At 67.6% G+C, this 23,578-nt stretch carries 24 protein-coding genes; 17 read left to right on the plus strand and 7 right to left on the minus strand.

The features are described from left to right. The first annotated feature begins 81 nt into the window (after positions 1-81). The 11 genes from RJT68_RS08940 to RJT68_RS08990 all read left to right on the plus strand — a co-directional run bounded on the left by RJT68_RS08940 (position 82) and on the right by RJT68_RS08990 (position 10,582). Positions 82-774, plus strand: a complete 693-nt coding sequence (locus tag RJT68_RS08940) for a 4Fe-4S dicluster domain-containing protein (protein ID WP_407040009.1) — start codon at positions 82-84, stop codon at positions 772-774. 15 nt (positions 775-789) lie between these two features. Beyond that, positions 790-1,374, plus strand: coding sequence for a hypothetical protein (locus tag RJT68_RS08945; RefSeq protein ID WP_407040010.1), 585 nt, complete (start codon positions 790-792; stop codon positions 1,372-1,374). Continuing rightward, positions 1,371-2,414, plus strand: a complete 1,044-nt coding sequence (locus tag RJT68_RS08950; protein WP_407040011.1) for a cytochrome b/b6 domain-containing protein — start codon at positions 1,371-1,373, stop codon at positions 2,412-2,414. Before RJT68_RS08945 ends, RJT68_RS08950 begins: the two co-directional genes overlap by 4 nt. Before the next feature lie 214 nt (positions 2,415-2,628). Next, on the plus strand, positions 2,629-2,805 hold the full coding sequence (locus RJT68_RS08955) for a hypothetical protein (RefSeq protein WP_407040012.1): 177 nt from the start codon (positions 2,629-2,631) through the stop codon (positions 2,803-2,805). A 47-nt stretch (positions 2,806-2,852) separates the two neighbouring features. Beyond that, entirely contained in the window at positions 2,853-3,521 is a 669-nt protein-coding gene (gene mobA / locus RJT68_RS08960; protein WP_407040013.1) for a molybdenum cofactor guanylyltransferase, read from the plus strand. 93 nt (positions 3,522-3,614) lie between these two features. Then, on the plus strand, positions 3,615-4,886 hold the full coding sequence (locus RJT68_RS08965) for a DUF7405 family protein (protein WP_407040014.1): 1,272 nt from the start codon (positions 3,615-3,617) through the stop codon (positions 4,884-4,886). Between the two features lie 8 nt (positions 4,887-4,894). Further along, entirely contained in the window at positions 4,895-6,268 is a 1,374-nt protein-coding gene (locus RJT68_RS08970; protein WP_407040015.1) for a DUF7350 domain-containing protein, read from the plus strand. 12 nt (positions 6,269-6,280) lie between these two features. Next, entirely contained in the window at positions 6,281-7,186 is a 906-nt protein-coding gene (locus tag RJT68_RS08975; protein ID WP_407040016.1) for a cohesin domain-containing protein, read from the plus strand. A gap of 127 nt (positions 7,187-7,313) precedes the next feature. Next, positions 7,314-9,038 (plus strand): dihydroxy-acid dehydratase, encoded by a 1,725-nt coding sequence (gene ilvD / locus RJT68_RS08980; protein ID WP_407040017.1) that lies wholly within the window; start codon positions 7,314-7,316, stop codon positions 9,036-9,038. A gap of 164 nt (positions 9,039-9,202) precedes the next feature. After that, positions 9,203-9,358, plus strand: a complete 156-nt coding sequence (locus RJT68_RS08985) for a hypothetical protein (RefSeq protein ID WP_407040018.1) — start codon at positions 9,203-9,205, stop codon at positions 9,356-9,358. Between the two features lie 393 nt (positions 9,359-9,751). Further along, positions 9,752-10,582, plus strand: a complete 831-nt coding sequence (locus RJT68_RS08990; protein ID WP_407040019.1) for a hypothetical protein — start codon at positions 9,752-9,754, stop codon at positions 10,580-10,582. Positions 10,583-10,621: 39 nt separating this feature from the next. Here the strand turns inward: RJT68_RS08990 and RJT68_RS08995 are convergent, their stop codons facing one another. Together RJT68_RS08995 and RJT68_RS09000 are read right to left on the minus strand one after the other, a co-directional pair. Beyond that, positions 10,622-11,119: an adenylyltransferase/cytidyltransferase family protein gene (locus RJT68_RS08995; RefSeq protein WP_407040020.1), complete on the minus strand. Its 498-nt coding sequence runs from the start codon at positions 11,117-11,119 to the stop codon at positions 10,622-10,624. 7 nt (positions 11,120-11,126) lie between these two features. Continuing rightward, a complete protein-coding gene (locus RJT68_RS09000) occupies positions 11,127-11,624 on the minus strand; it encodes a Mov34/MPN/PAD-1 family protein (protein WP_407040021.1) in 498 nt (165 codons plus the stop codon). Between the two features lie 183 nt (positions 11,625-11,807). Here RJT68_RS09000 and RJT68_RS09005 point away from each other — a divergent pair, with 183 nt between their 5' ends. Further along, entirely contained in the window at positions 11,808-14,060 is a 2,253-nt protein-coding gene (locus tag RJT68_RS09005; RefSeq protein ID WP_407040022.1) for an NADP-dependent malic enzyme, read from the plus strand. 290 nt (positions 14,061-14,350) lie between these two features. Further along, positions 14,351-16,255, plus strand: coding sequence for a DHH family phosphoesterase (locus RJT68_RS09010; protein ID WP_407040023.1), 1,905 nt, complete (start codon positions 14,351-14,353; stop codon positions 16,253-16,255). 111 nt (positions 16,256-16,366) lie between these two features. On the opposite strand, the gene RJT68_RS09015 is transcribed toward RJT68_RS09010, so the two are convergent. The 3 genes from RJT68_RS09015 to RJT68_RS09025 form a co-directional block, all read right to left on the minus strand. Then, positions 16,367-16,648: a hypothetical protein gene (locus RJT68_RS09015; protein WP_407040024.1), complete on the minus strand. Its 282-nt coding sequence runs from the start codon at positions 16,646-16,648 to the stop codon at positions 16,367-16,369. 110 nt (positions 16,649-16,758) lie between these two features. Then, a complete protein-coding gene (locus RJT68_RS09020) occupies positions 16,759-17,082 on the minus strand; it encodes a hypothetical protein (protein ID WP_407040025.1) in 324 nt (107 codons plus the stop codon). Positions 17,083-17,177: 95 nt separating this feature from the next. Continuing rightward, the gene (locus RJT68_RS09025; RefSeq protein WP_407040026.1) at positions 17,178-17,411 is read right to left on the minus strand and encodes a hypothetical protein; all 234 of its coding nucleotides are present in this window, start codon (positions 17,409-17,411) and stop codon (positions 17,178-17,180) included. A gap of 90 nt (positions 17,412-17,501) precedes the next feature. On the opposite strand from RJT68_RS09025, the gene RJT68_RS09030 reads away from it, so the two are divergent. Further along, positions 17,502-18,449, plus strand: coding sequence for an HhH-GPD family protein (locus RJT68_RS09030; RefSeq protein WP_407040027.1), 948 nt, complete (start codon positions 17,502-17,504; stop codon positions 18,447-18,449). Between the two features lie 286 nt (positions 18,450-18,735). On the opposite strand, the gene RJT68_RS09035 is transcribed toward RJT68_RS09030, so the two are convergent. Beyond that, positions 18,736-19,728 (minus strand): nucleoside recognition protein, encoded by a 993-nt coding sequence (locus tag RJT68_RS09035; protein WP_407040028.1) that lies wholly within the window; start codon positions 19,726-19,728, stop codon positions 18,736-18,738. Positions 19,729-19,909: 181 nt separating this feature from the next. On the opposite strand from RJT68_RS09035, the gene RJT68_RS09040 reads away from it, so the two are divergent. Further along, positions 19,910-20,497: an NADPH-dependent FMN reductase gene (locus tag RJT68_RS09040; protein ID WP_407040029.1), complete on the plus strand. Its 588-nt coding sequence runs from the start codon at positions 19,910-19,912 to the stop codon at positions 20,495-20,497. Positions 20,498-20,542: 45 nt separating this feature from the next. Here RJT68_RS09040 and RJT68_RS09045 read toward each other — a convergent pair whose 3' ends face one another. After that, a complete protein-coding gene (locus RJT68_RS09045; protein ID WP_407040030.1) occupies positions 20,543-21,214 on the minus strand; it encodes a hypothetical protein in 672 nt (223 codons plus the stop codon). 383 nt (positions 21,215-21,597) lie between these two features. Between RJT68_RS09045 and RJT68_RS09050 the strand changes: the two genes are divergently transcribed. Together RJT68_RS09050 and RJT68_RS09055 are read left to right on the plus strand one after the other, a co-directional pair. Beyond that, entirely contained in the window at positions 21,598-22,137 is a 540-nt protein-coding gene (locus tag RJT68_RS09050) for a hypothetical protein (RefSeq protein WP_407040031.1), read from the plus strand. Between the two features lie 217 nt (positions 22,138-22,354). After that, positions 22,355-23,557 carry a DNA-methyltransferase gene (locus RJT68_RS09055; protein WP_407040032.1) on the plus strand — a complete coding sequence of 401 codons (1,203 nt, stop codon included), beginning with the start codon at positions 22,355-22,357 and terminating at the stop codon, positions 23,555-23,557. Positions 23,558-23,578: the final 21 nt, after the last annotated feature.

Genomic DNA, 23,578 nt, shown 5'->3' on the forward strand with positions numbered 1-23,578 from the left:
CCGGGCGGCCTCGTCGGCGCGGAACGAATCGTCTACGATCGCCTCGAGCCCGGACTCGAGGCCTCACGAAACCATCAGACCATGACACAGGAAAACCGAACCCGCTCGGTGATGAGCGAGGGCGTGATGAGCACCGGCGAGGGGACGCGGATCTTCCCCGACGTCGAGGCCTGCATCGACTGCGGCGGCTGCGTCGTCGCCTGCAAGCGCACCTGGGACAGGGACATCGAGAATCAGCGGATCTCGATCACGACCATGCTCGAGGGACGCGCCGGACCGCAGGGGGAAAACGCCGCGAAGACCCAGCAGCTCCGGGCCGGGGAGGACCCGGGGGAGACGAGCATACCGATGCAGTGTTACCACTGCGAGAACGCCCCCTGCGTTTCGGTCTGCCCGACGGACGCCCTGCAGAAGCAGGACGACGGGTTCGTGACGGTGAGCGACGACCTCTGCGTCGGCTGCCAGTACTGCCTCTCGGGCTGCCCGTTCGGCGCGCCCCAGTTCCCCGACAGCGACGACGGCAAAGCCCGACTCTTCGGCACCGGCGGCATCATGGACAAGTGCACGGGCTGCCGTCCGCGACAGGAGGCCGGCAAGGGCCCGGCCTGCGCCGAGGAGTGTGCGACCAACGCGATCCTGGTGGGCAGTTCGACCCAGATCGCCGAGGAACTCGAGACCCGTAACAGCGGCGCGTTCTTCAACCAGGAGGCGCTCGAGATCATCTTCGGCGAGGACGACGCCCGCTTCTTCGAACGGGGCGGGGAGGGAACGTAAGCGTACTACAGGCCAATGAGCAACGACACGTCATCGAAATCGACCGCTGCGACCACATCCGCTCACGACTCGCGATCCGAGCCCGACCGCAACCCCAATCCCGATGGCGGGCGGGGGCCCGACTCGAGTCGACGGGACGACGACGGCGGGCTCTCGGATCGCGCCGCCTTCTGGATCAGCGCACTGATCGCCCTCGCGGTCGCGATCGGCTCCGTCGCCGTCGTAACCCGGTTCGCACCGTTCTTCGAAGCCGTCATGCGGGTCCGACCGACCGTCGAGGGGGGCGGCGTCGGCGCGGACTGGGTCGCCGGGAACACCGACGCGGTCCTCAACGCCGCGATCGCGATCGTCCACTTCGTGGACGTGCTCATGGGGATCTTCCTCATCCTCATGGTGGTGATCCACTGGGCCGCGTTCAGGCGGCTCGCCGACCGGATGCAGCCCCCCGCCGAGCGGCGGGCGTCGACGGCGGACGTGGCCGCGGACGGCGGTGCGTCGGTCTCGGAGCGGACGAACTCCTCAGTTGACGGATCTGACGGGACTCGAGCGAACGCGCCGGGCGACGATAGCGGCGACCGATCCGGAGGTGAGACCGCGTGACCAACCTCGACCACGGCAAGTTCTCGCGGGTGACGACCACCTTCCACTCGCTGCTCGCGCTGACGGTGTTCGTCTTGTTCTTCACGGGGTACGCAATCGCGTTCAACGCGGAGCTGTGGTGGCTCGTCGAACTGATGGGCGGCAATCGGTGGGTGCTCGCGGTCCACCGCGCCGCCGGCTTCGCCCTCATCGCGCTGACGGTGTTCTGGGTGTCGTACGTGCTGTTGCGTTCCTCGAGCCGGCGCAACTTCGGCGCCGTCGTCCCGAACGTGCGGACGGACACCGCGGCGTTCGTCCAGGACGTCAAGTTCGCGTTCGGCTACGCCGACGAGCGCCACCCCAACGCCAGACAGTTCGCGGGGTACAAGGCCGACGAGGTGCCCCTGCTGTCGTACGTCGGCAAGGGCGTGATCTGGATCTTCGCAGTCGAGCTGGTCCTGCTGATGATCTCGGGGCTCTTGATCTGGCAGAAGACGTGGCTGATCGACTTCTACAACACCCAGTCGATCGCGATGGGCTTCGTCGCCTTCCACGGTCTCCTCGGGATCATCATGCTGATGGGCGTGATGTTCCACACGTTCGAGCACGGCTTTCACCCCGCGTTCTACCCCGTGGAGATGAAGGCGTTCCTGCCGAAGGAGGCGACGCCGAACTTCCACGGCGACCCCGACCAGTACGAGACGACCGGCATCGAACGCCTCCGACTCAAGCCAAGCTGGAAGTGGGCGACGAACCTCGTGGGCGCGATGGTGATCGTCGGCATCCTCGGCGTCCTCGCCGGGAGCATGACCTACGGCGGCTTCCCGGTTCCCGACCGGCTGGCGATCGGCGAGGGGAACCTCTTCCGAACGATCGCCATCAACGCCGGTATCCTCGTCCTGTTCCTCGGGCTCACGCTCTCGATGTACGGCAACATCCTCCGCGCCCGGTACCTCCAGCGCGCTCGGGAGGAGGAACGAGGAGCACGGGGCGAACGCGAACGAGGGAGAGAGGGTGTCACCGCCGACGGGGGTTCCGACCCGGACGCGTCCGGTGACTGACCGTCTCGAGTCCGTCCCTCCCCGAGTTCCGATCGCGATCGGCGACCCCCGCGTGAATCGCGCCTCAGGTTAGAGCGCCCGTCAGGTAATCTCCTGTTGAACGAACGAAACTCGAGCCGTCGGAGAGGCGCGGCCGACACCCTCGGGTGCCAACGACGGATTGTGGCGGACGGTACCACGTACCGTTTTAGTGGCGGCCCTCGAGCGTTCGATCATGGTCACGTACATCGCGTACGCGTCGCTCGTCCTGCTCGCGCTCGTCGTCTGCATGGTCGCTCTGGTCGCGACGACGAAGGACACCGCGGGTGGCTACGGGACGAAGGGGGACGCGCTACTGGCGCTCGCGGTGATCGCGCTCGGCGTCGCGACGATCGGTACCTCGGTTCTCTGAATGGGACCGAAACCGGTGAGTGCGTTCGCCGTCGGCCGCGTGCGGTTATGGGGATGGGCGTCCAATCTCGGCGCGTGACTCCGAACCCCAGATCCGACCTCGAGGGACTCGTCGTCGCCGGCGGCTTCTCGACCCGGTTCGGCGAGGCGGACAAGGCCGTCGCCGAGTTGGCGGGCACGCCGATGATCCGCCGCGTCGTCGACCGACTGGCCGAGGTAACAGACCGCGTCGTCGTCAACTGCCGGAGCGACCAGGAGTCGGCGATCCGGGAGGCGGTGTCGGGCTGCGAGCCCGAGGTCCGATTCGCCTTCGATCCCGTCCCGGATCGGGGCCCCGTCGCGGGCATCCACACCGGTCTCGAGCTCGTCGACCGTGAGTTCGCCGCCGCGGTCGCCTGCGACATGCCGTTCGTCGACCCCGAACTCCTCGAGTTGCTCCACGAACGCGCCCGGGAGGAGGGGGCCGACGCCGCCGTCGTCGAACTCGAGGACGGCTGGATCCAGACGACCCAGGCCGTCTACCGGTCGGAGACGATGGCTCGCGCCTGCGACGAGACGCTCCGCTCGGAGGACAAGCGCATCCTCGCCGCCATCGACCGCCTCGAGCGGGTGACCGTCGAGGAGTCGGCCCTCGAAGCCGAGGGGATCGACCTCGAGACGTTCGAGAGCGTCGACACGCGGGAGGCGCTCCGAGCGGCCGAGGAACGCCTCGAGTGATCGCACGGCGTCGCGGCGTCGGTCGCGGTCGGACAGGCGCACCGACGGAACTCGAGGGACACGAATTAGTACGTTCGCCCCTTTCCCACGACTGTGACCCTCCCGGATCGAGCCGCCGTGACGCGCCGCGAGTACCTCTACGCGGCGGTCGCCGTCGGCGGCGCTACTGGGCTGAGCGCCTGCCTCGGCGAGAGAGGCGAGGAGGTCGACGTTCCGTCGGGAACCGACGACCCCGGCTCGCTCCCGGAACGCCAGCACGCCTGGAACGAAGCGCTCTCGACCGACGACGACGGTAACGTCCGCTCGCCCGAACACCACGCGCTGATCGCGCTGACGCTGTCGACCGACCCCGACGACGAGTCGCGCGAGACCGTCGATGAGAGCCTCCGCACCCTCGAGCGCGCCTACGAGTGGAGCAACGAGGGACTGGTGTTCACGCTGGGGTACACCCCGTCGTACTTCGACCGGTTCGACGGGGAACTGCCGTCGTCGGTGGACCTCCCGACCCCCGAGGCGTTGAGTTCCCGCGAGAGCCCCGAGTTCGACGAGTTCGACGCGCTGCTCCACCTCGCGAGCGACTACCCCGAAGTCGTGGTCGAAGCCGAGGAGGGGCTGTTCGACGAACTCGACGAACTCAACGGCGGCGAACCGGTCGAGACAACCCTCACGGGCGTGTTCGAACGCGAAGACGACCGACGCCGGACGGGGTTCGTCGGCGCGGGTCTCCCCGCGGAACGCGCCGACGTCGACGGCGTTCCCGATTCGGTGCCCGAGGAGGCGCCGTTCTTCATGGGCTTTCGGTCCGGTTTCACCGAGAGCCAGGCGACCGAGGACCGCGTCACCATCGAGGAGGGACCGTTCACCGGCGGGACGACCCAGCACGTCTCCTCGATGGACCTCAACCTGAACCAGTGGTTCGAACAGGACAGCCACCGCCAGCGCGTGTCGAAGCTGTTCAGCCCGGAGCACGCCGAGGAGGACCTGGTCGGCGACGTGGGCGAGAAGCTCTCGACCTCGAACGACCTGTCGGACGAGCGGATCGACGCGACCGAGGAGGACGCCAGCAGCCGCGGAATCGTCGGTCACGCCCAGAAGGCCGCTCGAGCACGCGAGGACGGCGAGCCGATCTTGCTGCGGCGCGACTTCAACACGGTCGACGGCGACCGTCCGGGGGTACACTTCCTCGCGCTGCAGGAGACGATCTCTGACTTCGCCCGCGTTCGGAAGTCCATGAACGGCGAGGACCTGGGGGTGTCCCTGGCGAACAACGGCATCCTCCAGTACATATTCGTGAACCGCCGCGGAAACTACCTCCTCCCGCCTCGATCGGCCCGAGCGTTGCCGACGCCGAATCCGACGGGGTGAACGCCACCGTGACCGATCCGTCGACCGGAGCCGCTCGTACGCCCGCGACGGGAGACGCACGGCGACAGCCGAGTCGACGGACCGTCCTTCGACGCGTCGCCGCGACGGCGAGCGCGACGACCCTCGCGGCCCTCGCGGGGTGTGCCGTCGACGACGACGGCGGAAACGGCGACGACTCGGCGGGCGGCGACGGGGACGGCGGAGGCGATGGAGACGACGAAGCCGACCGGTCGGCGGACGCCGTCCCCGACCTTCCGAGGGTCGAGGATCCCCCGGACGCCGTGTACGTTCCGACCCACCGCGAGGCGATGCGGACGCTCGAGCCGATCGATGCCGGCGAGTATCGGCTGGCCCCGATGCTGTCGTACCCCCACCGATTCTGGCTCGTCGACGGGGAGAACCGGGAACTCGTCGAACCCGATCGTCCGGGCGTCCACCTGATGATCACCCTCTGGGACGCCGAGACGGGGGTCGTCCTCCCGGTCGGCTCGAACGTCAGCATCCGACTCCGGAAGGACGGCGAAGCGGTCGGCTCGCCCCGAACGCCGTGGTCGATGCTCTCCCAGCAGATGGGCGTCCACTTCGGCGACAACGTTCCGCTCGAGGAAGACGGGACGTACGGCGTCGAGGTGACCGTCCCGCCGCCGTCGATCGAGACCACCGGTGCGCTCGAGGGGCGGATGACCGAATCCGATACGGTCACCTTCGAGTTCACCTACGACGAGGCGTTCCGCGACGAGGTCGTCGGCGGCGTCGAGTACCTCGACGAGGAGTACTGGGGCCGACCCGGCGCGCTCGAGCCGATGGACCACGCTCGACACTCCGCCGATCACGACGGCGGCGACGATCACGAGCGGATCCCGTACTCGACGCTCTCGCCGGCGGCGGAGCTTCCGGGAACGCCGGTGAGGGAGTCGACCGACGGGAGCGGCGACCCCGACGAAAGCGGTGGAGACGACGGAGACGGTACCGAGGACGCCGAGTCCGAACGCGATCTCGAGCCGACGAGCGGGGACGCGACGTTCGTCGTGCGCCTCCTCGAGCCCGGTTCGCGGCTCGCCGACGAGGGGGATGGCTACCTGCTGATCTCGCCGCGGACGCCGTACAACAGGGTTCCGCTTCCCGAGATGGCCCTCTCCGCCACCGTCGAGCGCGAAGGGGAGACGGTGACGCGTCCGGACGTTACTCAGCGGATCGACGACGAGTACGGCCTCCACTACGGCGCGTCCGTCGAGGACGTCCGCCCGGGGGACGCGGTGACGATCGAGATCGACTCGCCGCCGCAGGTATCGCGCCACGCGGGCTACGAGACGGCGTTCGTCGACATGCCCGCGCTGGAACTGACCGTCCCCGACGATGCGACCACCGATTCCGACGCCTGAGGAGATCCACCGATGCCACCGTCGACGCCACGACTCCCGCGGCTGCTCGCCTGCACGATCATCGCCCTCTGCCTCGTCGTCGCCGGCGCCGTTCCGCCGGCCTCGGCCGGCGACCGCGGCGCCACCCTCGAGACGGACCCCGACGAACTCGAGGCGGACCCCGGCGAGACCGTCACCGTCGACGTCGTCGTCGCCAGCGACGGGGACACGTTCGGGAACGGCGTCGCGGACGTGCGCTTCGACCTCACCTACGACGAGTCGGTCCTGACCGAGGCCGAGGTGGAACGCGGCTCGTGGCTCGCCGACGGCGACGCGGACGTGGACGGGTCGACGGACGTCGACGAGGAGGCCGGCGTGATCTCGATTGCTCAGGAGCGCGATCCGGCCGGCGACGGCGTCACCGGCACGGGAACGGTGGCGACGATCACCTGGACCGTCGCCGACGACGCCGAACCGACGGACGCGGAACTCGCGTTCGACGAGGCCGACATCGCGGTCTCGACCGGTCACCAACAGGCGGTCTGGGATCGAACGGCGACGGTCGAAGTCGACGGCGGTGGCACGGCCGACGGCGAATCCGGCGACGGTGAATCTGACGACGCCGACGACCCCGACGGCGTCACGCTCGGCGATTCCGACGAGGTGGCCGGCGAGTCCGACGACGGCGAAGATGGTGACGGAGAGGGGGCCGAGGCCGACGCCGACGCCGACAGCCCAACCGATGGAGACGACGGCAGCGATGAGAGCGATGAGGACGATGAGAGCGGTGAGGGAGACGGGAGCGACGATGACGACGACGGTGACGACTCGAGCGCGCTCGACGCCGTTCCCGGCTTCGGAATGGCGCTCGCGCTGGCGGCCGTGGTCGCGACGGTATTCGCCCTGGTGATCCTGACGCGGACGGGGGCGAATCGGTAGCCGGTCGATCGCCGACGGCGCGAAACCGTTCGACGGTCGGCGACCGAACCGGTTCGGATTCGGCGGTTTCGGCGGAAGCGTCGGCCGAGAGGGGGCCACTTATACGGTTCGGAGTCAAGATCCGACCATGAGCAGCGATGACGAATTCGACTACGGAAAGGACGAGCGGCTGCCGAGCCGCGAGGTGACGGAGGGCGCGGAGAAGGCACCCCACCGGGCGATGTTCCGGGCGATGGGGTTCGACGACGAGGACCTCTCCTCGCCGATGATCGGGGTGGCCAACCCCGCCGCGGACATCACGCCGTGTAACGTGCACCTCGACGACGTCGCCGAGTCGGCGCTCGAGGGCGTCGACGAGGCGGGCGGCATGCCCATCGAGTTCGGGACGATCACCATCTCCGACGCCATCTCGATGGGGACCGAGGGGATGAAGGCGTCGCTGATTTCGCGGGAGATCATCGCCGACTCCGTCGAACTGGTGGCCTTCGGCGAACGGTTGGACGGGCTCGTCACGATCGGCGGCTGCGACAAGAACATGCCCGGGATGATGATGGCCGCCATCCGGACGGATCTTCCCTCGGTCTTCCTCTACGGCGGCTCGATCATGCCCGGCGAGCACGGGGGCCGCGAGATCACCATCCAGAACGTCTTCGAGGGCGTCGGCGCCTTCGCCGACGGCGAGATGTCGGCCGACGAACTCGACGAGATGGAGCGCCACGCCTGTCCCGGCGCCGGCTCCTGCGGCGGGATGTTCACCGCGAACACGATGTCCTCCATCTCCGAGGCGATCGGGTTCGCACCGCTGGGCGCGGCTTCGCCGCCCGCCGAGCACCACGGCCGCTACGCGGTCGCCCGCGAGAGCGGGAAGCTCGCGGTCGAAGCCGTCGAGAAAGGTCTCCGCCCCTCGGGCTTCCTCTCGAGGGAGTCGTTCGAGAACGCCATCGCGCTGCAGGTCGCCGTCGGGGGCTCGACCAACGCGGTCCTCCACCTCCTCGCGATGGCGAGGGAGGCGAACGTCGACCTCGACGTCGAGGACTTCAACGAGATCAGCGCCCGCACGCCGAAGATCGCCGACCTCCAGCCCGGCGGCGAGAGGGTGATGAACGACCTCCACGAGGTCGGCGGCGTGCCGGTCGTCCTCCGGGAACTCCTCGAGGCCGACCTGCTCCACGGCGACGCGCTGACGGTCACCGGCGAGACGATGGCCGAGGCGCTCGAGCGCGACGACCCGCCCCGGATCGACGAACTCGACGCCGACTTCCTGCACACCGTCGACGATCCGATCCACGAGCGGGGCGCGATCCGCATCCTCACCGGAAACCTCGCGCCGGAGGGCGCCGTGATCAAGATCACCGGCGAGGACCACCTCCACCACGAGGGCCCCGTCCGGGTCTTCGAGGAGGAGGAGGGCGCCATGGCCTACGTCCAGGAGGGCCGCGTCGGGGAGGGCGACGTCCTCTGCATCCGCAACGAGGGGCCCCGGGGCGGACCCGGCATGCGCGAGATGCTCGGCGTGACGAGCGCGGTCGCCGGACACGGGCACGCAGAGGACGTCGCGCTGTTCACCGACGGCCGCTTCTCCGGCGCGACCCGGGGCTTCTCCATCGGCCACGTCGCCCCCGAGGCGTACGTCGGCGGCCCAATCGCCGCCCTCGAGGACGGCGACACGGTGACGATCGACATCGACGAGCTGGAACTGTCGGTCGACCTCACCGACGATGAGATCGAGGAGCGACTCGCGGATCACGCTCCCCGGCCGACCTACGAGTCCGGCGTGCTGGCGAAGTACGGGGAGGCGTTCGACTCCGCGGCTAACGGTGCCGTGACGAACCCCGGTGCCAAGCGGGACTGACGTCCCATCGACCAGTCCAGCCCGCCGTCGAACCGGCGCCCGATCCTGACGCGATCTAACGGTCAGAACGCGGAGACATTCCCCGGCAGGCGAGTGCTTGCCCCGTCGTGTTCCTGCACGATGCTTTCAACGCTAAACCGCCGAGTTACCCGTGAGAGCAACTCATGTACAAGTACTGTCTCGAGTGCGACTGGCACGCGAGTACGTCGGACGGGCTGGCGGAACCCGAGGTCTCGAAGCGAGCGATCGAACACTTCGTCGAGACGGGGCACACGGTGGAGTCGGTTCGCATTCCCCCTCCCATCGTCTTGCAGAACTGAGCCGGGGGACGAAGCGAGCCGTTCGGGCGAGACCGAACGACGATCGCGGACGATCGCGTTCGGTCGACCTGGGCGGCCGACGCGGCCTGGCAACCGATTTCGAGCGTGACCGGTCCACGTGCGAGGAGGGCACTCGATCCAACGTGAACGGACGGAGACGTGTTCGTAATCGGGGCCGTCTAGTGGTAACGAGATCTCCGTTCGCGGTCCGCCCGCCGGCCCGTAGGGAGACCATACGCGACGGATAGCGGACCCTGAGTCGACGGACACCGTTGATACGGCCGGCGAGCGGGGATTCGGCTCACTCGAGGCGAATCTGCGTCGGAACAGACAGTTTCGGGACGTAACGATCTGACGACTTTTCGGGTATCACATGGAACCTGACTGACGATCATGTTGAACGGTCCAACTCGGCGAACGCTTCTCAAAGGAATCGCCGTCGGCGCCGTCCCGGTGGGTGCGTACGCGACCAGTACTGGAGGATCACCGGGACAACGGGAGGCCCGGTCGAAATCGGAGTCGACGAACGAACGGTCTCGTGATTCCGACGCGAATGCGGCCGCCTCCGACGGATCGGCAGATGACGATGGCGAAGGCGATCCGGACGCGGACGGGGACGAGCCGACCGACGATTCCGGCGGTGACTCCGCCGACGATGGCGAACCGGACGGGGACGGGCAGCCGTCGTTCGACGTGGAGTTCGTCTCCTGCGACCGGGTCGAGGTGACCGGGACGTTCTCGGAGGGCGACACCGTCGCGGCGAGCACCGGATTCTTCACGAGCGACGATCCCCAGAGCATCGGAAATACGATCATCGAAGACGCGATCACGATCGGCGACGACGTCGAGGCGCCGTTTTCCGGCACGATCGTCTTCGAAGTCGGGGAGGAATCCGGCGTCGAGGGCGGATCGGACGGTGCGACCGTCGAGATCGAGAACTACGGTGCGACGGGGACGGTGATCACCGGTATCTCCGATCCCGAAGGGTACGTGGTCGCGCAGGTCACGCACCCGAACCCCAACGCCGACGCGTGTCTGGAGGCCCTGCTCGAGGACGATTCGAACTCGGAACAGGGAACGGAAACCGAAACGGAGAGCGGGGCGCCGACGGCTACGGGCACCGAACCGGACGAGGACACCAAAACCAAGATGAAGGGGACGGAGCGAGCGCGAACGGACGGCGAGAGCGTTGCGACGGACTCGAACACGGACTGCGGGGAGTAAGTCCCGTTCGACGCGAACTCGAGCGACGGTCGGCGGGAATCAGCCCCGGCGCTCGAGGATGCGGTCGACGATCAGCCGCGTCGAGAGGAGTTCGTCGTCGTGGCCCGGTTCGCGCGGTTCGGCGCGCTCGACGGTGCAGTCGACGCCGCGACGCTCGAGTTCCGCCTCGATCGCCTCGTCGTCGTGGTGCTGGTCGTGGCCGAGCACGATGACGTCCGGCCGGATCTCCTCGATCGGAACGAAGATGTCCTCCTCGTGGCCGAGGATCGCCTCGTCGACCACCTCGAGGGCGTCGACGACGTCGCGACGCTGTCTGGCGGCGCAGATCGGCGCCTCCTTGTGGTCGACGTTCGACGTCCGCGCGACGATCACGATCAGTTCGTCGCCCATCGACGCCGCCTCCTCGAGGTAGTGGACGTGTCCCGGGTGGAGGAGGTCGAAGGTTCCCTGGGCGACCACGGTCTTCCTGTCGTCTCCGTCGATTTCGCGTTCGTCGTTCGATTCGCGGTCTCCGCGACGAGTCCGACTGTCGGTCATGGCGCTGTCATCCCCGTAACTCCTCGTCGATGTCGGCTTGCGTGAAATCGAAGAACTCCTCGGTGTCGGGGAGGTCGACCTCGATGACGTTCAGGTTCGTCGGACGCCCCCGGGGGTCGAACGCTCGCCAGTCGGTCCGGCGGTAGGGCGCGCCGATGATGACGTGGACGGTCCCGCGACCGAACGTCTCGAGGTCGGCCGCGCTCGGTTCGATCACCCCATTCGGGTGGGAGTGGACGCTCCCGAGGGCGTTCACGTCGTTCGGAATCTGGCTGGTTTGCACGGTCGCGCTCACGCTGTTCGCCTCGGTTCCGGGGACGACCAGCACGTCGGTGATGACGAGTCCGTCCCGGTCGAGCCCGAGCCTGTCGGCCTCGGTCCCCCGCAGAAACCCCATGTACTCGTTCGGGTGGGTTTCCTCCGAGGCCTCAAGGGCGAACTCGAGGGTCTCCTCGGCGATGCCGAGGATCTCGTTCGAGCGGAACAGCGCGTCGAGCAGCCCCATGTGACGACGTGCGGGCTTGCAGTTGCTAAACGTTCCGATGAGTGCACGCACTCGCCGGCGGCCGCCCCGTCACGGAGTAGGACGAACGAACGTGATAAATGCAGAACGTCAAAATAGGTCCTCATATTCCCTCCTATTCGTATTAGCGAGACGCTTATCCGAGGGGTATTCGTAACGCCATTTATGTCACTAGATGAGGATTCCCTCGAGTATCACGCGGACGATCCGCCGGGGAAACTCGAGATCCGGACGACGAAGTCGACGAGTACCCAGCGGGATCTCTCGCTCGCTTACTCGCCCGGCGTCGCCGCGCCGTGTCGCGAGATCGCCGAGCGGCCCGACGACGCCTACCGCTACACGGCGAAGGGGAACCTCGTCGGCGTCGTCTCGAACGGCTCCGCGGTGCTCGGACTGGGCGACATCGGCGCGCAGGCGTCGAAGCCGGTCATGGAGGGGAAGGGCGTCCTCTTCAAGCGATTCGCCGACATCGACGTCTTCGACGTCGAGCTGGATCTCGCGGACCCCGACGGGTTCGTCGAGGCCGTCGCGGGGATGGGACCGACCTTCGGCGGGATCAACCTGGAGGACATCGCGGCGCCCGATTGCTTTCGGATCGAGGAGCGCCTGCGCGAGCGGATGGACGTCCCGGTCTTCCACGACGACCAGCACGGGACGGCGATCATCACCGGCGCGGCCCTGTTGAACGCCCTCGAGATCGTCGACGAGGGGGTCGATTCGATCGACGTCACCTTCGCGGGCGCGGGGGCGGCGGCGATCGCCACGGCCCGGTTTTTCGTCTCCCTCGGGGTTCCGAAGGAGCACATTACGATGGTCGACATCGGGGGAATCCTCACCGAGTCGCGTGCGGAGGCGGGCGAACTCGACGAGTACAACCGGGAGTTCGCCCGCGATATTCCGGACGGCGACCTCGCCGACGCGATGGAGGGCGCGGACGTCTTCGTCGGCCTCTCGGCCGGCGGCATCGTGAGCGCGGAGATGGTGCGGTCGATGGCCGAGGATCCGATCGTCTTCGCGATGGCCAACCCCGACCCGGAGATCGACTACGAGGCGGCCAAGAACGCCCGCGACGACACGGTCGTGATGGCCACCGGACGCTCCGATTACCCGAACCAGGTCAACAACGTGCTCGGGTTCCCGTTCATCTTCCGCGGCGCCCTCGACGCCCGGGCGAGCGAGATCAACGAGGCCATGAAGGTGGCCGCCGCGGAGGCGATCGCCGACCTCGCCAAGCAGGACGTCCCCGACGCCGTCGTCAAGGCCTACGGCGACCAACCGCTGCAGTTCGGCCCCGAGTACATCCTCCCGAAACCCCTCGATCCGCGCGTCCTGTTCGAGGTCGCCCCCGCGGTCGCCGAGGCGGCGATGGAGACCGGCGCCGCCCGCACCGAGACCGACCTCGAGGCGTACGTCGAGCGCCTCGAGGCCCGCCTCGGTAAGTCCCGGGAGATGATGCGGATCGTCCTCAACAAGGCGAAGAGCGAGCCGAAGCGGCTGGCGCTCGCGGAGGGGGAAGACGAGAAGATCATCCGCGCGGCCGCCCAGATCGCCGAGCGCGAGATCGCAGAGCCGGTCCTGATCGGCGACGAGGCGGCGATTCGGCGGAGCGCGGCGAACCTCGGCCTCGAGTTCCAGCCGGAGGTGGTCGATCCCGCCGAGGGCGTGTACGAGCGGTACGCCGACGCGCTCTATCAGCGACGACGGCGAAAGGGGGTCACGCGGAGCGAAGCGGCGGAGATGATCCGGGATAGCAATTACTTCGCCTCGGTGATGGTCGCGGAGGGCGACGCCGACGCCATGCTCACCGGCCTCACCTACCACTACCCGTCCGCCCTTCGCCCGCCGCTGCAGGTGATCGGGACGGCGCCCGACGTCGACTACGCCGCGGGCGTCTACATGCTGACGTTCAAGAACCGCGTCGTGTTCGTCGCCGACGCGACCGTCAATCAGGACCCGGACGAGGAGGTGCTGACCGAAGTCACCCGACAGACGGCCGACCTCGCCCGCAGGTTCAACGTCGAGCCGCGAGCGGCCCTGCTCTCGTACTCCGACTTCGGCAGCGTCGACAACGAGGGCACTCGCAAGCCCCGCCGAGCGGCGGAACGGCTCCGGAACGACCCCGAGGTCGACTTCCCGGTCGACGGCGAGATGCAGGCCGACACGGCCATCGTCGAGGACCTGCTGCTCGGCTCCTACGAGTTCGCCGACCTCGAGGAGCCCGCGAACGTGCTCGTCTTCCCGAACCTCGAGGCGGGGAACATCTGCTACAAACTCCTCCAGCGCCTCGGCGGGGCGGAGGCGATCGGTCCGATGCTCGTCGGGATGGACAAGCCCGTCCACGTCCTCCAGCGGGACGACGAGGTCAAGGACATCGTGAATCTCGCGGGCGTGGCCGTCGTGGACGCACAGCAGGAGTAGGGCGATTCGGCGCGAACGTCGTGAGCCAGCGGCGTTTTGAGGTCTTCGCGAACGGAGCGGGCGAAGGAACGGCGAGAGCGGTGCTCTCGCAGCGGAGCTTTTTGCGCGAGGGGCGAGAACGGACGGTTTCATCGCTCCGCCCGACTAGCCGAAATCGGATCTGGTCCGCGCACGCTCGACGGCGAAGTCACCGACGAGTCGCCCGTATCCGCTCGGCGCGCGCCGAAACCCGTGACGGCGAACCGCCCTTGACAAGGGTTATACGCGACCGACCCAAATTACGGGGCAAGATGACACGTGAGCCCGCCGGGGTATCCGGCGACGACGACGGGGATTCCGTCGTCTACGACCTCGCACCGGATTGTACCGCAGACGACGTCGCACGGAATCGACCCTATCTCGCGGAAATCAACGGCATCGTCGACTACGGCGTCTTCGTCGACCTCTCCGACTCAGTTTCCGGTCTCGTCCACGAATCCGTCCTCGAGGGTACCTACCGCGTCGGCGAGGAGATGGTGGTCGAACTCGAGAGCGTCCGCGACAACGGCGACCTGGCGTTCGAACCCGTCGATATCGAATCGTACACGCTGCAATCTGTCGACCACGACTACGCGCTCACGAGCACCGACCGACTCGAGGCGAACGTCGGCGACCAGATCCACCTCGAAGGGGAGGTCGTCCAGATCAAACAGACCGGCGGCCCGACCATCTTCCACGTCGCCGACGAGTACGGCGTCGTCGCCTGCGCCGCGTTCAAGGAGGCCGGCGTCCGCGCCTACCCCTCGGTCGAGGTCGGCGACGTCGTCCGCGTGACGGGTACGCCGGAACACCGCGAGGGGACCGTCCAGGTCGAGGTCGACGGCCTCTCGGTGCTCGACGGCGAGACCGAAACGGAGGCGCGAGAGCGCATCGAGGCGGCCCTCGAGGCCCGCGCCGAGCCCCACGAGGTCGAACCGCTGATCGACTGGCCGGCGTTCGAGAAGCTCCGCCCGGACCTCGAGGAGGTCGCCCGACTGCTTCGCCGGACGGTCTTGCAGGGCCGACCGATCCGCGTCCGTCACCACGCCGACGGCGACGGCATGTGCGCCGCCGTTCCCGTCCAGATCGCCCTCGAGCGGTTCATCGCGGACGTCCACGAGGACGACGAGGCGCCCCGACACCTCATCAAGCGCCTGCCCGCGAAGGCGCCGTTCTACGAGATGGAGGACGCGACCCGCGACCTCAACTTCGCGCTCGAGGACCGGGAGAAACACGGCCAGCAGCTCCCACTCCTGCTCATGCTCGACAACGGGTCGACCGAGGAGGACGTCCCGGCCTACGAGACGCTGGCCCACTACGACATCCCGATCGTCACCGTCGACCACCACCACCCCGACCCCGAAGCGGTCGACGACCTGCTGGACGCCCACGTCAACCCCTACCTCCACGACGAGGACTACCGGATCACCACGGGTATGCTCTGCGTCGAACTCGCCCGGATGATCTACCCGGACCTCACCGACGAGCTCCGACACATCCCCGCCGTCGCGGGTCTCTCGGACCGCTCGAAGGCCGACACGATGGACGACTACCTCGAGATCGCCGCCGAGGAGGGCTACGACGAGGCGCGACTCCAGGACGTGAGCGAGGCGCTCGACTACGCCGCCTTCTGGCTGCGCTACAACTCGGGCGACCGGCTGATTCGAGACCTCCTCGAGGTCGACTGCGACGACGAGGAGCGCCACCGAAAGCTCGTCTCGTTCTTCGCCGACCGCGCCCGCGAGGAGGTCGACGAGCAACTCGAGGCGGCGATGCCCCACGTCGAGCACGAGGAGCTCGACAACGGCGCCCACCTCTACCGGATCGACGTCGAGAACTACGCCCACCGCTTCACCTACCCCGCGCCGGGCAAGACCACCGGCGAGATCCACGACCGGAAGATCGAGGAGACGGGCGACCCCGTCATCACGGTCGGCTACGGCCCCGACTTCGCCGTTCTCCGCAGCGACGGCGTGCGCCTCGACATCCCCGTGATGGTCTCGGAACTCGAGGCGGAGATCCCCGGCGGCGGCATCTCCGGCGGCGGCCACCTCGTCGTCGGCTCGATCAAGTTCGTGAAAGGCAAGCGCGAGGAGGTCATCGACGCCCTCGTCGGCAAGATGGAGGAGGCCGAACTCGACGAGGCGCTCTCGAGCGCGGCGCCGATCGACGACTGACGCCGCCGGACGGGCGATTCTCGACGGGGTCCTCGCGCACCGTGTGGGAACTCGAGACGAGAGCAGTGCGTCTCGAGTTCGCGGAGCGAACGGCAGCGGTCGTCGGGACGGTTACAGCTTTTCGCGCTCGTCGGAGTGTTGCGAGAGCATGAACTCGAACTCCATCGAGCCGTCGGTCTTCACCCTGACGCCGCCCATCCGCTCGGAGAGTTCGTCCCGGGCCTCCGAACTCGGATCGACCCTAACGGAGACGCTGTTGTTGTTCGGATCGTAGGAGATGTTTCCGACGCGGACGCCGAACTCGAACTGTTTCGGAATCTCCTCCCTGAGAAGGTCGCGGACGCTCTCGATCTCCTCGTGGACGTCGGCCATCTCCTCGTTGAGATTTGCCATTGGGTACCGTACGTCACGGCCGTCAATAACGGTTTTTCCAGCGGATGCCGGTAGCTACCGCCAGAACTCGTCCAGGAACCGGGCGCTCGGCCCACGAAACCGAATCCCGCTCAGAACTGGTACCGACGCTCGTCGTCGAGGGTCGGGTACGCGTTCGCGCCGGTCATCTCGTCGTAGGTCATCCCGGAGAGGTACTCGTCGTAGGTGACGTCGTAGCCCGACCGCAGGTGGAAATCGAGCTTTCCGACGTCCACGGTGGTCTGGAAGAGCGCGTGAACCGCCCGGCGGACCAGTTCGTCCGTCTCCTCGGGGGCCAGCGCCGACTCGAGCAGCGCGAGTTCGTTTCGGGTTTCGCGGTCGAGCGAGACGGTGAGTTCCTCACCCAATTCGGCGTAGACGTCGGTGATCTCGTCGTTCAACTCGTCGAGGCTCATGGGTGTGGCAACTCGAGGGGCGCGTATAGGGCTTTCGCGGTTCGCTCGTCGTGCGACGAACTCACCGGCGGTCGGCCTCGCAGTAGTCGCACGCGTCAGCCTCGGCGTCGATCCGCGCCACGCAGGAGGCGCAGTCGGTTCGGGCCACCGTCGCCGTCCGACTCGGACGACTCGCGCAGCGAGAAGGCGATACCCGTGGCGACGAACGTACCGTCGGTCCCCAGCCCCCAGGCCGGACCCAGGGCGAGTAACACGCTGGCAACGAACGGAACGACGATGATCGCCGTTCCGACGAGGACCAACGTCCAACCGGTCGACTGTGATGCCATATGCGTTCCACCGTTCACGGATAAAAATAAGTATTGGAAATTGCGTCGGCGATCATCACTCATAAACGGCCCCTTCCCCAAACACCGGCGATGACACCAGGGGAACGGGGCGGCGCGGACGAGCGAGCGTGGGCCCATCCCGACGACCTCGAGCCCATCCGTGATGCGCTGATCGAGTGGTACGAGGCGGACCACCGCGAGTTCCCGTGGCGGCGAACTGACGACCCGTACGCCATCCTGGTCAGCGAGGTGATGAGCCAGCAGACGCAACTGGGCCGCGTCGAGGACGCCTGGGAGGAGTTCCTCGAGCGGTGGCCCACCACGGCCGACCTCGCGGCGGCGGACCGCGCGGACGTGGTCGGCTTCTGGACGGGCCACAGCCTCGGCTACAACAACCGGGCGAAGTACCTCCACGAGTCCGCGCGGCAAGTCGAGGAGGAGTACGACGGGGAGTTTCCCCAGACGCCCGAGGGACTGCAGGAACTGATGGGGGTCGGCCCGTACACGGCGAACGCGGTGGCGAGTTTCGCGTTCAATAACGGAAACGCGGTCGTCGACACGAACGTCAAGCGGGTCACCTACCGCGCGTTCGACGTCCCGGACGACGACGCGGCGTTCGAGGAGGCGGCGAACGACCTCATGCCCGCGGGTCGCTCGCGCGTGTGGAACAACTCGATCATGGAACTCGGCGGCGTCGTCTGCACGCAGGCGCCTCGCTGCGACGACGCGGGCTGCCCCTGGCGCGAGTGGTGCGACGCCTACGCGACCGGGGACTTCACCGCGCCCGACGTCCCAACACAGCCGTCGTTCGAAGGGAGTCGTCGTCAGTTTCGCGGCCGCGTGATCGGGACGCTCCGGGAGTACGACGAACTCGAGATCGACGCGCTGGGCCACCGCATCCGGGTGGACTACGCACCCGACGGCGAGTACGGCAGGGAGTGGCTCGAGGGACTCCTGCGGGACCTCGAGCGGGACGGATTGGTCGAACTGGAGCGCGGTGACGAAAACGAGGGACCGATCGCGCGGCTTCGCAGGTGACGCGTGGAACGCAGGAAAACGGTTTTCCGCCGACCGCCGGGTAACACGCCGACGGAGAACGGTGAACCGCCGCTCGGTCGGACGCTCGAACGCTGACGGCTCTCGCGTCGGAACGAGTGGTCCTGAAAATGAGGCTACGCGGGCAACGCGCCTCCTTCAGGACCATAATCAAATTGGACCCCGATCCACATAATTCCTCCGTGATCAATTTGCAAGCCGTTGACAACGGGGGAATTATCCTTCGAAAGGCCGGATAGATGGCTTACACGTCTTTCCCATAGTGAGTTCATGTAAGCCGAAAGAGAAGAACCGCGACGAGGATGAAGACCGCCTTGAGTCCCACGTTGGCCGCGATCACCTTCGTGCCGAATTCGCGTCCCCAGATCCCGTACTGGAAGGGGATCGAGCGCTTCACCGTCCCGATCGTCAGCGAGACGAGGCCGCCGACCAAGAGCGTGATCACGGCCTGTTCGGGCGTGAAGACGGTGCCGACCATCGGGGCGATCGCGATCGCGCCGCTCGTCGGGTCCACCGTTCCGATGGCGACGATGGCGACCGCCGCCTCAGGGAGGCCGACGGCGGCCGTCAGCGGCGCGACGAGCGCGGACGGGTCCTCGAGTCCACCCCGTCCGAGCGCCGCGAGGATCCGATCCGAACGAGCGATGCCGACGAAGACGAGCGAGTAGACGACCGCCAGTCGCGGTACGATCGACCGAAGGCGGTCGGCCGTCTTCGACGCGGCCCGGCGGAGTTTCTCCCGATGGTCGCGACCGTCTCCGTCGGCGGGACCGTCGGGTTCGATCGTCGAGCGGTCGTACTCGTACCCTCGCAGGAGGATCGCACCGGCGAGGAGACCGACGATCGAGATGGCGAGCGAGATAGCCGCCCGCGCGCCGACGTACGCGACGCCGACGTGGAAGCCGAGGATCGGGATCAGGACGGGCACGTAGTAGGTGAAGATGTGCTGGACGAATCCGAAGAAGGTGTTGACGACGACGGCGACGAGGGTCGCGCGATCGTCGAGCAGGCCGGATTCGCGGAACTCGGCGAGCATCCCGTAGCCGGCGGTGACCGAAACGGCGTTCGTGAGCACCGCCGCTCCCACCTCGTCGGGGAGGTTCGCCGGTTCCGTGAGATACCGCCCGCCGCGGGCTACGATGTCGGTGAGGCCGTACTCGACGGCGACGTTCGCCAGTCCGACGCCCGCTCCGATCAGCGCGGCGATCGTGAGCACTCGAGGCAGGGCGTCCTGCAGGAGGACCGCTCCGATCGACTGCACGCGCGACGCTAGGGACGTCGAAACGAAAGGTCCGTCGAATGGACCGGTTCGGGGTCGGATCGATCGCGGACGTCCGTTTCGCGTCGACGATGGGAGGACACGACCGCGCGCGGCCGCGAACGCTCTTCATCGCGCGGTGGACGGCGTGAGGTTATTGCCCCTCCCCGCCGTCGGCCCATCCATGGCCGACACGCACGTTCTCGGACTCTGCGGCAGCCTCCGCGATCACAGCTACTCCAGAATCGCGCTCGAACACGCGCTCGAAGCGGCCGCCGACGCCGGTGCACGGACCGAGCTGATCGACCTCAGGGAGTACGATCTTCCGCTGTTCGACGCCGACGTCGAGCGGTCGGAGGCGGGTGACGCCGAGGAACTGGCCCGGCGCGTCCGCGAGGCCGACTCGATCGTCCTCGCCTCGCCGGTGTACCACGGTTCGTACTCGTCGCCGTTGAAGATCGCGCTCGACTACTGCGGGTTCGACGAGTTCTCGGAAAAGACGGTCGGCCTCCTCGCGGTGTCGGGCGGGGCGTTCCCCGTTTCGGCGCTCGAGCACATGCGCTCGGTCTGTCGCGCGCTCAACGCCTGGGTGATTCCTCACGAGGCGGCGGTGCCGCGATCGAACAGCGCGTTCGAGAACGGCGAGTTCATCGACGAATCGCTCGCCGACCGGGTCGCGACGCTCGGTCGCCGGGCCGTTCAGTACGCGGTCATCGAACCCGATCCCACGTCGTTCGAGAGCGACCATAACGTCGGCGCGCGCGGGCGCTAACTCGGATCGACGCGTCTCGCTCGTCGGCGCGAGCCGACCGTCGGTTCAGGGGGAGTGCAACCACGCGAACCGTCGCTCCTGGGCGACGAACGAGAAACAGGCGAACGCGGCGAACCCAGCGAGAACCGACCGGATCTCGAGCGCGACCGTCTCGGCGACGGTCGGGAAGGCGAACGTGACGACCGACCAGTCGGCGTACCACGTGACGGCGAGCAACGTGCTCGCGCCGGCCGCGAGGAGGAGTCCGGGAACCAGCGCGGAGATCGTCCTCGGCACCGGCACGATGTTCCTCGGGGGAACCATCGTGTGGCTGCGAACGAACCGGCGCTCGAGCGAGCAGTGGGCCGAAAGCAGGGCCGAAAGCACCGCCCCGGCGACGATCAGGCCTTCGGGTCCCCCGATTCCCTCCGCCACCAGCAACCAGCACGGCCAACTTCCGGCGAAGACGATCGCGCTCACCGTCCGCCGCGACGGCGTCAGGTTCTCGAGGCGACCGACCGTCGTCGCCAGGATGCCGGTTCGAAGGACGGCGCCGAACAGCAGGATGCTCAACCCTGCGAGCGCCGTGAACGGGGTCCGCGACTCGAAGACGACGAGCGCGAACCACGCCGAGACGGTGAGCGCCTCGACGATCGTCACCGAGAACGCGGCGGTCAACCCGGTGACCCGGTTCTGGGTTCGTCGCCCGAGGATCCCCGGGCGCTGGAGGACGCTCATGGTACGCACCGTCGGCCCCGACGACTTTCGTTATGCGATTCTTTCCGTTCGCGATTCGCTTAAAAACCGTTCAGTTCGAACGGCCGGGCGGCGACTCGCGTCCAACCGGTGGCAGTTTCGCGAGTGATCGATCGACGTCCACCGCCGGTGCGGTCCGACGCCGTAGCGGTCGGGCCCGACGGTCGATCCCTTCGCGCCGGTTCTCGTCGATCGCTACCGTTTACCGTGTGAACGGGGTACACGCAATTTCCACCACTCCAGGACGGTAAGCCGAGATTAGCGACGCGACCGCCTCGGTTAACCACCTCGTAAGAATGCGTTCAGCGTGCGAACTAATCGAAACGTTGGACAGAACTATTTACAGTGATGTGGTCGACCGGATTATGCCGGAAACAGAACAACAGGACATGACCCTGTCCGAACTCGTCGTGAAAGAAGCCGTCGGAAGAGGAATGGACACACCGCTCCGTGACACGATCGTCGAAGCGGTCGAAGAAGCCGAAGGAGGTCGAGGTGGCGGTGCCCGGCTTCCCCTCGCCGGCGCACTCGTCGGCCTCGGCGCGGCCGCGGGCTACCTCGTGGGTCGCGAAACGGCGGAGATGGAAGACTCCCCCCTCGGGAAGATCCGCGAGTCGGACGTGGTCGAAGAGGTTTCGGAGACGGATCTGGAGGAAGTGGTCGAAGAGGCCGGCGAGGCGACGGACGAGTCCTCGAGCGTGGAACCCGAGTCCTCCGGCAGCCGGCTCCCCCGACTGCTGTTGGTACTCGGTGCGATCGCGGGCGCGGCGTTCTTGCGACGACGAATGCGGTCGGACACCGAGGAGGAGTGGGAACCCGTCGAGGAGTTCGAACCGGCGACGACCGCCGAGATGGGAGAAACGGACGAGGACGAGGAGGAGGCCGAAACCGAAGAAGAGGAGTAACCGTCCCTCGACGTTCGAGAGCGACTTCGAATCGTCGTTCGAATCCATCACCGTCGGTGCATCCCGTTCCTCGATCGCGCGATCCCCGTTCGCGCGTCTGAGCGCGGGTTCGACGCCGTCGCGAGCGGCTCGTTTTTTCGGTGAACGCGTCCGGAGCCGTCGATCGGAGGACGGGCGGACGAAGGAGCTAAGGAGCCGACGCCGACACACTCAGTCGATGGAGACGACTCACCGCGCCTACGTCGGCGACTCGCGGACCCTCTCGAGCGTCGCCGACGATTCGGTCGAACTCGTCGTCACCTCGCCACCCTACCCGATGATCGAGATATGGGACGACCTCTTCGCCGACCTCGATCCCGCGGTCGACGACGCCCTCGAGCGCGGCGACGGCGCGGCGGCGTTCGACGCGATGCACGCCCTCCTCGAGCCGGTGTGGGACGAACTCGCCCGCGTCCTGGTCGACGGCGGCATCGCCTGCGTGAACGTCGGCGACGCCACGCGCACGATCGACGGCAGCTTTCGGGTCTATCCGAACCACGCCCGGATCCTCGAGGCGTTCGAGGAGCGCGGGTTCGACCCGTTGCCGGACGTCCTCTGGCGGAAACCCGCCAACAGCGCGGCGAAGTTCATGGGCAGCGGGATGATCCCGCCGAACGCCTACGTCACCTTAGAGCACGAGTACGTCCTCGTCTTCAGGAACGGGTCGGACCGACGGCGGTTCGAACCCGGCGCGAGCCGGCGGTACGAGGCGGCGTACTTCTGGGAGGAGCGAAACCGGTGGTTCACGGACGTCTGGACCGACGTCCGCGGCGAACTGCAGGCGCTCGAGGACCCCGATTCGGAGCGGGGAAGCGACGCCAGCGCAGGACGCGATGGGGGCGGTGAGAGCGCCGCCAAGCCCGCAGCCGACACCGCAGGCGACCTCCGCGATCGATCGGCTGCCTACCCCCTCGAGATCCCCTTCCGGCTCGTCTGCATGTACTCCGCCTACGGCGACACCGTGCTCGACCCGTTCTGGGGCACCGGCACGACCTCGCTGGCGGCGATGTGCGCCGGGCGGAACTCGATCGGCTACGAACTCGAGTCGTCGTTCCTCGACGTCTTCGACGAGCGCGTGAGTAGCGTCGACGCCCTCTCTCGGCGAATCGGCCGGGCGCGCCTCGAGCGCCACCGGGCGTTCGTCGAGCGGTACCGCGCCGACGGGAACGACCTCGCGTACGAGGCCGACCACTACGACGTCCCCGTCGTGACGAAGATGGAATCGGAGATCCGCCTCTACGAGGTCGCGGAGGTCTCGAGACGCTCCGACGACGGCGGAATCGGCTACCGAGTCGAACACGTCCCGATCGAGACCGGGCGGCGAGTCGAGTCCGCTGACGGTCGCCCGGCGGACGTCGATCCGGGCCCCGGACGCGAGTGATGCCGATCCGTTTCTCGGCGG

Source organism: Halovalidus salilacus (genome assembly GCF_031852275.1).
Classification (GTDB): domain Archaea; phylum Halobacteriota; class Halobacteria; order Halobacteriales; family Natrialbaceae; genus Halovalidus; species Halovalidus salilacus.

Coding starts and splice junctions, on each gene's coding strand:
- RJT68_RS08940 (WP_407040009.1), top strand. CDS start 82: ATGACACAGGAAAACCGAACCCGCTCGGTGATGAGCGAGGGCGTGATG.
- RJT68_RS08945 (WP_407040010.1), top strand. CDS start 790: ATGAGCAACGACACGTCATCGAAATCGACCGCTGCGACCACATCCGCT.
- RJT68_RS08955 (WP_407040012.1), top strand. CDS start 2,629: ATGGTCACGTACATCGCGTACGCGTCGCTCGTCCTGCTCGCGCTCGTC.
- mobA (WP_407040013.1), top strand. CDS start 2,853: ATGGGGATGGGCGTCCAATCTCGGCGCGTGACTCCGAACCCCAGATCC.
- RJT68_RS08975 (WP_407040016.1), top strand. CDS start 6,281: ATGCCACCGTCGACGCCACGACTCCCGCGGCTGCTCGCCTGCACGATC.
- ilvD (WP_407040017.1), top strand. CDS start 7,314: ATGAGCAGCGATGACGAATTCGACTACGGAAAGGACGAGCGGCTGCCG.
- RJT68_RS08985 (WP_407040018.1), top strand. CDS start 9,203: ATGTACAAGTACTGTCTCGAGTGCGACTGGCACGCGAGTACGTCGGAC.
- RJT68_RS08990 (WP_407040019.1), top strand. CDS start 9,752: ATGTTGAACGGTCCAACTCGGCGAACGCTTCTCAAAGGAATCGCCGTC.
- RJT68_RS08995 (WP_407040020.1), bottom strand. CDS start 11,119: ATGACCGACAGTCGGACTCGTCGCGGAGACCGCGAATCGAACGACGAA.
- RJT68_RS09000 (WP_407040021.1), bottom strand. CDS start 11,624: ATGGGGCTGCTCGACGCGCTGTTCCGCTCGAACGAGATCCTCGGCATC.
- RJT68_RS09005 (WP_407040022.1), top strand. CDS start 11,808: ATGTCACTAGATGAGGATTCCCTCGAGTATCACGCGGACGATCCGCCG.
- RJT68_RS09010 (WP_407040023.1), top strand. CDS start 14,351: ATGACACGTGAGCCCGCCGGGGTATCCGGCGACGACGACGGGGATTCC.
- RJT68_RS09015 (WP_407040024.1), bottom strand. CDS start 16,648: ATGGCAAATCTCAACGAGGAGATGGCCGACGTCCACGAGGAGATCGAG.
- RJT68_RS09020 (WP_407040025.1), bottom strand. CDS start 17,082: ATGAGCCTCGACGAGTTGAACGACGAGATCACCGACGTCTACGCCGAA.
- RJT68_RS09025 (WP_407040026.1), bottom strand. CDS start 17,411: ATGGCATCACAGTCGACCGGTTGGACGTTGGTCCTCGTCGGAACGGCG.
- RJT68_RS09030 (WP_407040027.1), top strand. CDS start 17,502: ATGACACCAGGGGAACGGGGCGGCGCGGACGAGCGAGCGTGGGCCCAT.
- RJT68_RS09040 (WP_407040029.1), top strand. CDS start 19,910: ATGGCCGACACGCACGTTCTCGGACTCTGCGGCAGCCTCCGCGATCAC.
- RJT68_RS09045 (WP_407040030.1), bottom strand. CDS start 21,214: ATGAGCGTCCTCCAGCGCCCGGGGATCCTCGGGCGACGAACCCAGAAC.
- RJT68_RS09050 (WP_407040031.1), top strand. CDS start 21,598: ATGCCGGAAACAGAACAACAGGACATGACCCTGTCCGAACTCGTCGTG.
- RJT68_RS09055 (WP_407040032.1), top strand. CDS start 22,355: ATGGAGACGACTCACCGCGCCTACGTCGGCGACTCGCGGACCCTCTCG.